Origin of the sequence: Pseudoalteromonas luteoviolacea (assembly GCF_018100925.1) — a bacterium.
GTDB classification, from domain to species: domain Bacteria; phylum Pseudomonadota; class Gammaproteobacteria; order Enterobacterales; family Alteromonadaceae; genus Pseudoalteromonas; species Pseudoalteromonas obscura.
Window position 1 is genome coordinate 254,796 of the sequence record NZ_JAGJEH010000008.1, and the last position, 13,731, is coordinate 268,526.

At 43.0% G+C, this 13,731-nt stretch carries 10 protein-coding genes; 7 read left to right on the forward strand and 3 right to left on the reverse strand.

Going from position 1 to position 13,731, the window contains the following annotated elements; genetic code table 11:
- The first annotated feature begins 96 nt into the window (after positions 1 to 96).
- The gene (locus J8M00_RS18520) at positions 97 to 1,386 is read left to right on the forward strand and encodes an EAL and HDOD domain-containing protein (RefSeq protein WP_211012001.1); all 1,290 of its coding nucleotides are present in this window, start codon (positions 97 to 99) and stop codon (positions 1,384 to 1,386) included.
- 28 nt (positions 1,387 to 1,414) lie between these two features.
- Here J8M00_RS18520 and J8M00_RS18525 read toward each other — a convergent pair whose 3' ends face one another.
- The 3 genes from J8M00_RS18525 to J8M00_RS18535 all read right to left on the reverse strand — a co-directional run bounded on the left by J8M00_RS18525 (position 1,415) and on the right by J8M00_RS18535 (position 5,675).
- Complete coding sequence (locus J8M00_RS18525; protein WP_211012002.1) at positions 1,415 to 2,911, reverse strand: exopolyphosphatase; 1,497 nt, start codon at positions 2,909 to 2,911, stop codon at positions 1,415 to 1,417.
- Between the two features lies 1 nt (position 2,912).
- Positions 2,913 to 5,000, reverse strand: coding sequence for a polyphosphate kinase 1 (gene ppk1 / locus J8M00_RS18530; protein WP_211012003.1), 2,088 nt, complete (start codon positions 4,998 to 5,000; stop codon positions 2,913 to 2,915).
- A gap of 168 nt (positions 5,001 to 5,168) precedes the next feature.
- Entirely contained in the window at positions 5,169 to 5,675 is a 507-nt protein-coding gene (locus J8M00_RS18535; protein ID WP_211012004.1) for a glycine cleavage system protein R, read from the reverse strand.
- A 270-nt stretch (positions 5,676 to 5,945) separates the two neighbouring features.
- Between J8M00_RS18535 and J8M00_RS18540 the strand changes: the two genes are divergently transcribed.
- The 6 genes from J8M00_RS18540 to J8M00_RS18565 all read left to right on the forward strand — a co-directional run bounded on the left by J8M00_RS18540 (position 5,946) and on the right by J8M00_RS18565 (position 13,721).
- Positions 5,946 to 8,180, forward strand: a complete 2,235-nt coding sequence (locus tag J8M00_RS18540) for an ABC transporter permease subunit (RefSeq protein ID WP_211012005.1) — start codon at positions 5,946 to 5,948, stop codon at positions 8,178 to 8,180.
- A gap of 14 nt (positions 8,181 to 8,194) precedes the next feature.
- Positions 8,195 to 9,844: a phosphate ABC transporter permease PstA gene (gene pstA, locus J8M00_RS18545; protein ID WP_211012006.1), complete on the forward strand. Its 1,650-nt coding sequence runs from the start codon at positions 8,195 to 8,197 to the stop codon at positions 9,842 to 9,844.
- Between the two features lie 29 nt (positions 9,845 to 9,873).
- On the forward strand, positions 9,874 to 10,701 hold the full coding sequence (gene pstB / locus J8M00_RS18550; RefSeq protein ID WP_023397435.1) for a phosphate ABC transporter ATP-binding protein PstB: 828 nt from the start codon (positions 9,874 to 9,876) through the stop codon (positions 10,699 to 10,701).
- A gap of 66 nt (positions 10,702 to 10,767) precedes the next feature.
- Positions 10,768 to 11,469: a phosphate signaling complex protein PhoU gene (gene phoU, locus J8M00_RS18555; RefSeq protein ID WP_023397436.1), complete on the forward strand. Its 702-nt coding sequence runs from the start codon at positions 10,768 to 10,770 to the stop codon at positions 11,467 to 11,469.
- 131 nt (positions 11,470 to 11,600) lie between these two features.
- Positions 11,601 to 12,278 (forward strand): TIGR00153 family protein, encoded by a 678-nt coding sequence (locus J8M00_RS18560; RefSeq protein ID WP_211012007.1) that lies wholly within the window; start codon positions 11,601 to 11,603, stop codon positions 12,276 to 12,278.
- 174 nt (positions 12,279 to 12,452) lie between these two features.
- Positions 12,453 to 13,721 (forward strand): inorganic phosphate transporter, encoded by a 1,269-nt coding sequence (locus tag J8M00_RS18565; RefSeq protein WP_023397438.1) that lies wholly within the window; start codon positions 12,453 to 12,455, stop codon positions 13,719 to 13,721.
- Positions 13,722 to 13,731 lie beyond the last annotated feature (10 nt).

The window sequence follows — 13,731 nt, forward strand, 5'->3', positions numbered from 1 at the left end:
ATCTTAACCAAGATCAGGTTGGATTTTATTTGCTCCGCTGGCGAACTTTTCATATGCTGAAGCTATGGATGCCAGAAATGCGTGCAAGAGTGAAGGATGTTAATGAGTAGTGAAACTGCCAAGGTAAAAAAAAATGCCGTTCAGTATATCGCTCGCCAAGCTATCTTGAATGGCGAGTTACAGGTACATGCCTACGAGCTGCTATATAGGGACTCCCACAATAATGTGTTTCCCAGTGGCATCAGTGATGGGTTAGCGACGGGTCGGCTTTTTTTTAATTCACTGCTGTTTATTGGTTTAGACAGACTCGCCGCAGGCGCGCTGGCGTTTGTTAACTTCTCTGACGAAACCTTGATCCAAGAACTTCCTAAGCTATTGAGTCCACAAGGCTTAGTGGTTGAGATTGTTGAACGTTCCCAAGATATCGATAGTTTGACTTCTACAGTTACGAAACTCCAAAAAGTAGGTTATCGTTTTGCGCTTGACGATTATGATGGCGATCCTCGTTGGCAACCGCTGTTGGAATTGGTCGATTTTGTGAAGATTGAAGTCGAGCTGCCTATCATCAAAACAACCATGATGGTTAAAAAGCTAAAGCGTCAATATCCGCACTTGCAAGTGATTGTTGAGCGAATTGAAACACAAGAGCAATTTAACTTTATTCGCAGTGCGGGGGCCGACTATTTTCAAGGTTTTTTCTTCGCCAAACCTGAAATGCTTAATCACGGCAATGTTGAACCCTCTAAACTCGCGGTCTTTGATTTATTACGTTGCACTGCGAAAAAGTCGCTCTGCTTTAAAGAAGTGCAAGATCGCGTATCGAAAGATTTGAGTTTGACTGCACGTGTATTACGCCTTGCAAATGCCAAAGCGGGTGAAGAGCGTATTGAGATCCGCTCGATATCTCAAGCCGTCATTTATCTTGGTGAAGATGCAATACGTCAGTTTGTGAAAGTACTTGCTCTGAGTGAGCTTGGTGCTGATAAGCCGACAGAGCTAACTAAGTTAGGATTAAATCGGGCTAAGTTTTTAGAGTTATTTTTGGCCCCTGGTGGCGAAGAAATGGCTGAGCAGGGCTACCTTATAGGTTTGATGTCTGTATTGGATGCCATATTAGATGTAGAGTTGTCCGTTGTGGTGGACGAGTTTTCGCTCGATCCAGACTTAAGCAGTGCACTGCTAAGTTATAAAGGGTTAATTGGTGGTGCACTTCGGCTTGCAATTGAGGTAGAGCGCAATAATCTGACTGAAGCGGAATTGATTTTGAACGCCATTCGCCCAGCCACCGATGTACAAGTGCTATTTGACTTGATCCTTAAGAGCCGTGCGTATGGCGATGAAATGTTCGCTGTGGCGCGAGATGATTTGGACCCGCACGAAAACTAATGCGCTGTGAACCTACCGAGCTTTTTTGTCATTTGGCACAGTATGTGTTGATACAAAGTGACAGTGGTAAGCTTTTCCAATATATCTGTTCTTGTTCAAGGTCTGCTGCAAACAAACTATGTTGTTCAAACCAACTTTGATCAAATGACAATTCTACAGTGCTATTGGTAACTGAAAGCGTGTAGTCAGGCACTTGGCTTTTTTGGCGCTTTTGATGAAAGAGGATAGCCAGTCGTAATAAGGTGAGCAGTTTGGCAAACTGGCCTTGCGACTCCAACTCAACGAGTGTATTGAGTTCCGAGGGTTTGATTTTTTTTCGATGGAATCGAATGAGTGCACCGAGCAGCTGTTGCTGTTCTTGCGTAAAGCCAGGCAGTTGGCTATTGCTCACAACATAAGCACTGTGTTTATGAATACCCGAAGAGTTTATCGCAATGCCAACTTCATGTAGTTGTACTGCCCAGCGCAACACTTCAAGGTCTAAACTCTCTAATTGCCAGTGTACTCTAGCGGCTTTGAATAGACGTGTGATGGTGTGGCAAATATTCTGTGCATGCAAGGTATCAACTGCATACTGCTCAGCAAAAGAGGTAATAGTTCGAGTGCGAATATCGAATTCTGCATTTTGGGCCAACTCGTGCAGCAACCCTTCACGCAAAGCATAATCACAGTAAACCATCTGTTCAATATTCAGCTGGTTAAATGCACCGATCAGCACTGCAAGCCCCCCTGCAATACTCGACTTGCGCTCTTCAGGTAACGCTTTGAGATTAATGTTAGCAAGTGACTGAGCTTGAACAAAGTAAGCTCGGATCAACTCTAAAGACGCCAAAGTTAACGTTTTATTGGTAAATAATTCTTCATTAATAGCAGCGAGTGTTTTTATCGTACCTGAGGTACCTAAACACGTTTGCCAGCCAGCCTTGGAGTAACTGGCTGTGATGGCCTCAATATTTTGTTCGGCATGGATGATGGCCTTTTTAAAGCGTTTCTCTGACAGCTTTCCATCTTCGAAAAAAAGTTTACTCATGGTCACGCAGCCAATGTTACGGCTGGTCAGTAATTTATGATGCTGATGTTTGCCAATGATGATTTCTGTGCTGCCACCACCAATATCGATCACTAAGCGGTTGTTTTCGTCATGGATGTAGTTGGCAACACCTTGGTAAATAAGCCTTGCCTCTTCTTGACCAGAAATGACGTTGATTTTGTATGGAAAAACGGATTTTGCTTGTTTGAGGAAGGTGCGAAGATTGCTGCAATTTCTCAGTGTATAGGTGGCCGCAACTTCAACATTTTGTTTCTCAAACCCTTTTAGAGTTGCTGCGAATTGTGCTAATACATGCATTGCTCGCTCGATAGCTGCATCGTCGAGGTCGAAATTTTGATTGAGGCCAGCAGCCAAATACACCCGCTGTTTCTCTTTATGGAGAATTTGCAACCGACCGTCCACCTCCCTTGCTACCACTAAATGAAAACTGTTTGAGCCCAAATCAATGGCTGCAAAAGAGGGGTATGTTGTCATGTTAAATCCTACTGCTTTCCCATTTTTTAATGTGATCGTATATGGCGATCTGTGAGCGAATTTTTTTCTTATTACCACGATTTACATAATTATTCTTTTGTTCACCGTCTATCAAGCGCGCCTTAACGCGATCTCGAAATTGTAGTTCTAATGTATCAATGATCAACTGTTTTAATGCGTCGTCATAAATAGGCACACCAACTTCAACACGGTGATCTAGATTACGTGTCATCCAATCCGCGGAAGAAATATAAACCTGAGGATCGCCATTATTTTCAAATACCATGACTCTTGGGTGCTCTAAAAAACGATCGACAATGCTGATCACGCGAATATTGTCACTAAAGCCTACAATGCCTGGAACTAAAGCACACATACCACGAATGATCATGCGAATCTTTACACCTTCCATTGCGGCGCTGTAGAGCTTTTCTATCAGCTCTTTATCTACTAAGTTATTGACTTTAAAAGTAATACGAGCGGTATTTCCAGCGCGCGCATTTGCTACTTCTTGCTCTATAAGCGAATAAATTTTTTCTCTAGCATTGAGCGGAGAAATCATTAAATGCTTGAAACTGAAAGGGCGATAGCTGGTTTCGATGAATTTAAATACATCGTCACACTCATTACAGATCTCCGGGTGCTTTGTGAACAAGCTAAAATCAGTGTAAATTCGTGCGGTCTTTTCGTGGAAATTACCAGTCCCAATATGAGCATATTTAACGATTTGGCCTTTCTCTTTTCTGTGGATCACACAAAGTTTACTGTGCACTTTCAGTGCAGGTAGACCAACCATGACTTTGATGCCATATTCACTGAGCATTTTAGCCCACTCAATGTTGTTCTGTTCGTCAAAACGTGCTTTTAATTCGACCATCACGGTGACTTTCTTACCATTTTTGGCTGCATTGATAAGTGAAGCTATGAGTTGTGAACGGCTTGCAACACGGTAAATATTGATTTTTATCTGTGTGACTTTTGGATCAAATGCCGCTTGGCGCACATATTCCAGCATGTGATTAAAGGTATGGTATGGATAGTAAAGTAATACATCTTGTTCAGAAATCGCTTTAAATGCACTGTCATGTTTGTCAAACGCGCTGCTTTTTAGGGGGGGTAAAGGTTTATTTTCTAAATAGCCTCTACCAACATTAGGAAAAGCGATAAAGTCTCTAAAGTTACGATAGCTGCCACCAGGGATCAACGCATCTTGCTGTGTCACGCCCAAACGTTTTTTCATCACCTTCATGATGCTATCAGGCATGGCTTCATCATAAGTCAACCTAACCGGCTCTGCATATAAACGCTGTTTGAGGCCTTTGGACATTTTGTCTAACAGACCTTCTTCTAGCTCATCATCGAGGTTGTACTCAGCATCACGGGTCAGTTTGATTTCATAGCCTTCTATATGCTCAAAGGATAAGAAGTTACTAAACACTTCACGCAGATGATATCTAACCACATCGTCAAGTAGCATCAGGGTTTTTTGCCGACGTGTTTTTTCTGGTGGCAAAATAACAAAACGATCGAGGCGATCGGTTGGCAGCTCTAATAGGGCGTGATGATGTTTGTCATTGTCGTTACGCATTTCTACAAACAGATAGGTCATTGTATCGTTGATAAGATCTGAATAGTCTTTATTTTCGGTCAGCAAGATTGGCGATAGATGCTGTAAAACCTGATCGTTAAAGTAGTCGCGTAGCCAAACCTTATGAAAATCCGAAAGCGCTTCGGGCTGTTTTACATGGATATTGTGCGCATTCAAATCCGTGAAAATTTGCTTGTGGATATGATTAAACTTTTTTCCTAAAGACAGTACTTTTTTTTGTATTTGATTTAAAAGTGCTTCGTTTTCTTCAAAATTAGCATCGGGTAAATTGCTTAAAAGTATGCGGCGTTTTACATCAGCGACACGGACACGAAAAAATTCGTCAAGGTTATTAGAAAAAATACCTAAAAAGCGAATACGCTCAATAATCGGGTTATTTTTATCTTTGGCTTCTTGTAAGACTCGTTCATTAAATGACAGCCAACTAAGCTCTTTGGCAAAAAAGCTGATTGCTTTAGGGTCGCTAGATAGTGCGTGCATTTTACATTCCGTAGTAACGATAGCTTATTCTAGAGTATGTCCAGAATGTGACACTTATATGACATTGGGTACAAGCTATGCAGAAAAGAGATATATGGCAGTGGTAAACCTTCCTGCCATATAAAGTTTAGAATGTAATTGAAATATTGGGTTATTTAGAATCAAAGATTAGTCAGGTTCAACATCAACTATCAGGTCGCTGGTGATAGCTTCCAGGGCGTCCACAACATGTTCTTTATCCATTCCTGGCGGTAAACTTACTGTGGCAAATGCACTAAATATGGGCAAACCCCAGTTGGGTGCACTTTGTTGCCTTGAATTCAAGTGCGTGATATTGGCGCCTTTGTGGCGGATCACACTCGAAAGCTCTTGGATTATTCCCGGGCGATCATTACCTGTGATCACCAAGTTTAGTTTTTCAATTTGAGATTCTGGCTGGCTATGTTCGCCATGCTCTATACGGACTTCAAGCTCTGGTAATGCGTGAAGAGCGTCTTGCAAGGTTTGCAAATGTTCTTCTGCAACTTCAACGAGTATAATACCTGCAAATTGTCCAGCTAAGTGGCTTAAATTACTGGTTGCCCAGTTACCATGATGCTGAAAAATTGTGGCAGATATTTCTTCAACGAGACCAGGCCGGTCCTTACCTATAAGTGTTAATACTAACTGCTTCATATCACATGTCTCTTATTATTAAATGCCTTTTGGCGGTGGTGGAAAAGCGATCTATCGCCTGTTAAGCCTAGTAAATGTGGCAGATTTTTCCAATAAGATGACATTCGCTTTGTAAACAAATGCAAATGAAAATACAGTGCATTCAAAGTAGGATTTGCGCAGGCGTAATAAAAGTTAAAAAAAGGCACAAAATCATCATGGCTGATGTAACATAACTGTCATCTTGATGAAATATAATGCGCCGCAACTTGATAATAAAAAGGTGTTTTGATGACTTCCAATCCGCAAAAACCGTCCTTCAAAACGGATAGAAGCCGTCTCTTTAAAGACCGCTTTGCCCAATTTGGCATTACCTCGGGTGGGGTGATGGTATTGGTTGCTTTGCTATTGATCTTCTTCTACTTACTTTATGTTGTACAGCCGATTTTTGAATCTGCAAGTGTGACTAAGCGTACCGAATTAGCCCTACAGAGTGAAAAAGCTTACCTGGGCCTTGGCATGGAGGAGCAAACGGAAATAGCTTATCTACTAGATAGTGCTGGCCAAGTCGACTTCTATCAGATCAAAGGTGACAAAACCGGTGAGCAACTTAGCTCATTAGCCGTTGAGCTAGATGGTCAAGTTAGTAGCTTTGCTCAAAGTGCACCTTTTCTAGGCATTTATGCATACGGCTTGGATAATGGTCAAGTTCAACTGGTTAAGCCAAGTTTTTTAATCTCTTTCCCTGGTAACCAGCGTGTGATGAAGCCGCGACTGAGCTATCCCTTAGATGGCGTGCAGCTAGTCGTTGATGAGCAAGGGCAAGCCATTAAGCAGTTTGCATTTAGCCACTATGAAGATAAAACCGCTGTCATCGCACAAATGGCGGATAAGCGTGTTATTTTTGCATCTTTCAGCGCTGAAGAAAATATGTTCTCTGGCGAGATAGAATGGGCAGTTGAGCGCAGTTTACTGCCGATTGAAGGGCGTGTAGATGAGATATTGATTTCACCAGATACGACACGTGTATTTATACGCTCCGCAAATCAAATTTATGTATTTGACACACGTTTTGCCGACGAAGTAGAGCAAATTCAATTGTTGGCAGCAAACGAAGAAAATGCCAACTTAGTGAATATGAATCTGTTAGCGGGTGCTAACTCACTGATGATCAGCAATGATAATGGTGAAGTTTCACAGTGGTTTGAAGTCAATACAGAGCAAGGTCGTCAATTTGCCAAAATTCGTGCTTTTGAGAGTGTTGTGGGTGCACAAGTTGATATCTTTAGCGAATTCTACCGTCGTACTTTCTTTACTACCACAGATACAGGCGAGCTAGGCTTGTATTATACCACCAGCGAAGCACATTTATGGCAAGGTAAAGTGACAGATGGTGCAATTGAACATTTTGCTGTATCTCCTCGTTCAAACGCTGCGTTATTACTTTCAGGTAATACGTTAAATGTGGTTGAGCTACACAATGAGCACCCTGAAGTGACTTGGTCAGCGCTATGGCAAGAAGTGTGGTATGAAGGTTATCCAGAGCCTGCGTATATTTGGCAATCTACGTCTGCCAGTGATGACTTTGAGTCTAAGTTTTCATTAGTCCCAATCTCATTCGGTACCATTAAAGCTGCGATGTATGCGATGTTATTTGCTGTGCCAATTGCACTGTCAGCAGCGATTTACACAGCATATTTTATGTCACCAGAGCTACGCCGAGTTGTGAAGCCAACCGTTGAGATAATGGAAGCGCTTCCGACAGTAATTCTTGGCTTTCTTGCTGGCTTATGGTTAGCGCCACTGATTGAAGCGCATTTACCAGCTATTGTTGCACTACTCATAATGCTACCGCTTGCAATTCTAGGAACGGCATTTGGTTGGACCAAGCTGCCAAAGCAAATTCGCCATCTATTACCTGATGGTTGGCATTCAATATTGTTGATCCCTGTTGTATTAATCGTCGGTTGGCTTTCATTTGCTATCAGTGACAGCATTGAGATTTGGATGTTTGGTGGGAACGTGCGCCAGTATCTAACCAATGAGTTAGGCCTGACGTTTGACCAACGTAACTCTTTAGTTGTGGGTATCGCAATGGGTTTTGCGGTTATTCCAACTATTTTCTCTATCGCGGAAGATGCGGTGTTTAGTGTGCCGAAGCACCTGTCAAATGGGTCTCTAGCTCTAGGGGCGACGCAGTGGCAAACTCTAGTGCGCGTGGTACTACTGACTGCTAGCCCTGGTATTTTCTCCGCCGTGATGATGGGTCTTGGCCGTGCGGTAGGTGAAACCATGATTGTACTAATGGCGACAGGTAACACACCGATTATGGACTGGAGTATTTTCCAAGGTATGCGTACATTGGCCGCAAATATTGCCGTTGAAATGCCGGAATCAGAAGTGGGTAGTTCGCACTATCGAATCTTATTCTTAGCTGCATTTGTTCTGTTTATTTTTACATTTATCTTTAACACCGTGGCTGAGTTTGTTCGTCAGCAGCTGCGTGATAAATACAGCTCGATGTAATGGAGTGAAATGACATGGTAAGACAATGGTTTAAGTCAGGATCTCCTTGGATCTGGATGACAGGTGGTGCTGTTAGCATCAGTTTAATCTCGGTCATCGGCTTGTTAGCGATGATCGCATGGAAAGGGTTGAGCTTTTTCTGGCCAACCGAAGTGGTTCAGTTTGAGCTGGAAGGCTCGGTTGCCAAGCAGACCGTGATTGGTGAAGTCTATGATAGAGAAATGGTGCCGAAAACACGCCTAGAAGCGGCGGGTTACGATTTGTCTGATTATCAAGATGAATATGTAGAACGTCTATTGGTAAAAACGGGTAACCGTGAGTTTGTTGAGCTAGATTTCCGCTGGATCTTAACGACAGATATTCAAAGTCGTTCAGTACCAGAAGAAATGGCAGTATTTGAGCGAACCAAAAATGGTAACTTTTATGGCTACGTTGTACGTGTTATCGAAGACGGTCAGGTTGTATCGCAAAACCAAGTGGAGCGATTGGAAGAACTCGTTGAGCGCGCAGTAGAGTTAAACGAAGAGGCGCTGGATTTACAAAATGGTGATATTGGTCATATCAACTATGAGCTAGAGAGACTGCGTTTAAAAGAGCGCGGCTACCAGCTAGACAACGACCTGACGCCTGAAGTTAAAGCCGACTTAGAAGCACAGCGTGCTCAGTTACGTGAAGATTACAAAGTATTTGAAAAGCGTCTATTTGAACTGCGCTCAGATGCTAAGCGAGATTATGTCGTTGTGCGTGATATGCGTGGTGAAGAAGTCACCTTACCGCTATACCAAGTACTCGACGTTTGGTTCCCAAATAATATGGGCTTCTTTGCAAAAGTAGGTCATTACTTCTCACAGACAAGTAAATTTATTAGCGATGACCCACGTGAAGCAAACACTGAAGGTGGCGTATTCCCTGCGATCTTTGGTACTGTTTTCATGGTTATGTTGATGGCTGTGATCGTGACACCATTTGGGGTTGTTGCAGCTATTTATCTACATGAGTACGCGGCTAAAAATGCCGTCACCAAAATGATCCGTATTGCGGTAATTAACTTGGCGGGTGTGCCATCCATTGTATATGGTGTATTTGGTCTAGGTTTCTTTGTATATATGTTGGGCGGTTCTATTGACCAGTTATTTTACCCAGAGGCAGCGCCTAGCCCGGTATTTGGTACACCAGGTGTCATTTGGTCAGCACTTACATTGGCAATCCTCACTTTACCTGTGGTGATTGTCTCGACAGAAGAAGGTTTGTCTCGTATTCCAAGTTCAGTACGCCACGGTTCTTTGGCGTTGGGTGCAACCAAGGCTGAAACGTTATGGCGTATTATCGTACCGATGGCGAGTCCTGCAATTATGACGGGTCTGATTCTAGCGGTTGCACGTGCTGCTGGTGAAGTAGCACCACTGATGTTGGTAGGTGTGGTGAAAATGGCTCCAACCTTACCGCTAGATGGCAATTTCCCATATATTCATCTAGATCGTAAATTTATGCACTTGGGTTTCCATATTTATGATGTTGGTTTCCAAAGTCCAAATGTAGAAGCGGCACGCCCACTTGTGTATGCGACAGCTTTCTTACTTGTTACGGTGATCATCGCACTGAATATCACAGCGATTGGCATTCGTAACCACTTACGCGAAAAATTCAGAGCTCTAGAGCACTAATAGTACAGATTTGAAATAGGTATCCTTTTATGATTACAGTAGCGCCACAAGTAAATAATGCAGATGCTAATACGAAATTAGATCTTGCCAACTTGAGCCCAGAGCAAACCGCTTTAGAGATCAAAGACCTTGACCTTTACTATGGTGATAAACAAGCTCTGAGTAAAATCAATATGTTGATCCCCAAGGGTCAAGTAACCGCTTTTATCGGCCCATCTGGTTGTGGTAAATCCACTCTGTTGCGCTGTATCAACCGAATGAATGACTTGGTAGATACATGTCGCATTGAAGGTGAGATCAACCTCCATGGTCAAAATATATATGACAAAGGCGTCGACGTTGCGGCACTGCGCCGCAATGTGGGCATGGTATTCCAAAGACCAAACCCGTTTCCTAAATCAATATACGAAAATGTGGTGTATGGCCTTCGCCTGCAAGGCATCAAAGATAAACGTAAACTTGACGAGGTTGTAGAGCGCTCACTACGTGGTGCTGCGCTGTGGGATGAAGTAAAAGACCGTCTTCATGACAGTGCGTTTGGTCTATCAGGTGGTCAGCAGCAACGTTTGGTTATTGCTCGATCTATTGCAATTGAGCCAGAGGTTTTACTACTGGATGAGCCAACTTCGGCACTTGATCCAATTTCGACATTGGTTATTGAAGAACTCATTAATGACCTAAAAGATAAGTATACTGTTGTGATTGTTACACACAACATGCAACAAGCTGCGCGTGTATCTGACCAAACAGCCTTCATGTATATGGGTGAGCTGATTGAGTATTCGGATACCAATACACTATTTACAACACCAACGAAGAAGAAAACCGAAGACTACATCACAGGTCGTTACGGTTAAAAATAGAAGTCTCTGCTGCCCTGATAGGGCAGCGCGATTGGGTTGTTATCAAAGGTAGGGTTTTAGATGGAACACAACATTAATAAGCACATATCTGGCCGCTTTAATGAAGAGCTGGAAAACGTACGAAACCATGTATTGAGCATGGGTGGGCTGGTTGAGCAGCAATTAAACCTGGCACTAGATGCCGTGAGCACAAGTGATGCTGAAAAAGCGCGCAAGGTGAGTGAAAACGACTACAAAGTCAATGCGATGGAAGTGAACATTGATGAAGAATGTACACGCATTATTGCAAAGAGACAGCCTGCTGCAAGTGACTTAAGACTTGTTGTCGCAATTGCCAAAACCATCGCGGATCTAGAGCGCATAGGTGATGAAGCTGAACGCATCGCGAAAGTTGCGTTGGACTCATTTACCAAAGATCAGCAACACTTACTTGTGAATGTCGAAAATATGGGTCGTTTGGTATCTAAAATGCTACACGACGTTCTGGACTCTTTTGCAAGAATGGATGCGCAGTGTGCTTTTGAAGTGCATAAAGAAGATGCCAAAGTGGATCGTGAATATGAAGCGCTTACACGTCAGATTATGACCTATATGATGGAAGACCCGCGCTCGATACCCAAAATAATGGACCTTGTTTGGTCTGTACGTTCGTTAGAGCGCATCGGTGACCGCTGTCAGAATATTGCAGAATACGTAATTTACTTTGTAAATGGCAAAGACATTCGCCATACTTCTCAAGAAGATATCGAAAAAACCCTTTAATCTGGGAATGGATTATTCGAACAAAAATGAACGAATAATCCTAACTTCACGATAAAAATCGTTCACAATTTCGGTTAATGCTGTAAACTTGGCCTCTGCACATGCATATTATTATGATTTAAGGGTCAGTTATGCCTAGTAATGCGTTTTTAGGAGTGTTTGCAAAGTCTCCTATAAAGCCGATTGAAGAGCACATTAAGATAGTGCATCAAGCCAGTGAAAGCTTGATCCCTTTCTTTGAACATGTCTTCAAAGGGGAGTGGACTGAAGCGGATGCACTTCGCGTTAATATTCGTAACCTAGAACGTGAAGCGGATGCGCTAAAGCGAGAAGTACGTCTTCAGCTACCTCGTGGTCTATTTATGCCAGTTGAACGGACTGATTTACTGGAACTTATTACCCATCAAGATAAAATCGCCAACAAAGCCAAAGACATCGCTGGTCGAGTCGTTGGCCGAGAAATGGAGATCCCCGAGTCAATTCAAAATGATTTCGTTGCGTATTTAAGCCGTTGTGTAGACGCTACGAAGCAGGCCTCAAAAGCTATTAACGAACTGGATGAGCTGTTAGAAACAGGCTTCAGAGGTCGTGAAGTTGTATTAGTCGAGAAGATGTTGAGTGAGCTAGATGCCATTGAACAAGACACCGACGATATGCAAATTAAAATTCGCCAAGAACTTCGCCAAGTCGAAGCTGAACTTAACCCGATAGATGTGATGTTCCTATACAAAATCATCGAGTGGGTAGGTGAGCTTGCCGATATTGCTGAGCGTGTAGGTGCGCGCCTTGAGGTGATGTTAGCACGCTGATCCTGATCAGCGACAGTTTATAAAGAAGTACACCGTTGATACTCTCAAAGCGTAGACTAGAGAGCGGCGGTGTTGTGTTTGTTTAATGGTTATTTATATGTCATCTCGTTAAGACAGTGAGAGATAAGTATATAAATACACAATCAGTGTTTTAAGAACACTAAAGGTTTTTCAATGGATATCATTGCTTCTCATGGCTCGATGCTAGTTCTCATCGCAGCGGCAGTTGGTTTCTTTATGGCTTATGGTATTGGTGCAAATGATGTTGCAAATGCCATGGGTACTTCAGTGGGGTCGAAAGCGCTCACAATCAAGCAGGCAATCATCATTGCGATGATTTTTGAATTCGCGGGTGCTTACCTTGCCGGTGGTGAGGTAACATCAACGATCCGTAAAGGCATTATTGATGCAGCACCATTCGCTGAGATACCAGAACTAATGATTCTGGGCATGATCTCTGCGTTGTTTGCAGCAGGTACATGGTTATTGTTAGCGTCGGTATTGGGCTGGCCTGTATCAACTACACACTCAATCATTGGTGCAATCATTGGTTTTGCTTTGGTCGCAGTAGGTAGCGAAGCTATCCAATGGGGCAAGGTTGCAGGTATCGTGGGTAGTTGGATTGTCACCCCTGCGATTTCAGGCTTCATAGCTTATTTGATCTTTATGAGTGCGCAAAAGCTGATTTTCGATACTGACAAGCCACTAAGTAACGCAAAACGATTTGTACCGTTCTACATGGGTCTAGCTGGTTTTGTAATGTCTTTAGTCACGATTAAGAAGGGTCTAAAGCACATTGGTATTAATCTGGGCACCTTTGAAGGGTATGCGCTTGCGGTTGGTATCGCGGTAATCATTGGCCTGATTGGTAAAGTTGTTATTGCACGCATGAAAATGGATCCAAATGCTGACAAGCAAATGCAGTTTAACAATGTAGAAAAAGTGTTTGCTGTATTAATGGTCTTGACCGCGTGTTGTATGGCATTTGCACACGGTTCAAACGACGTTGCGAACGCGATTGGTCCATTGGCAGCAGTTGTTAACATTGTTGAGAACAACGGTGAAATGGCGAAAAAGGCTGCGCTTGCGTGGTGGATTTTACCTTTGGGTGGCTTAGGCATCGTAGTTGGTCTTGCTGTACTTGGTAAGAAAGTAATTAAAACAATAGGTGAAGGTATCACGCATTTGACACCGAGCCGTGGTTTCGCAGCTGAACTTGCAGCGGCTTCTACAGTAGTGATCGCTTCAGGTACAGGTTTACCTATTTCGACCACGCAGACGCTGGTTGGTGCCGTACTAGGTGTGGGAATGGCACGTGGTATTGCGGCATTGAATATGGGTGTGATTAGAAACATTGTGGTTTCTTGGGTTATCACATTGCCAGTCGGTGCAGCCCTTGCTATTGTTATATTCTACATTTTGAGAAGCGTGTTCGGCGTTTAACAAAAAACAG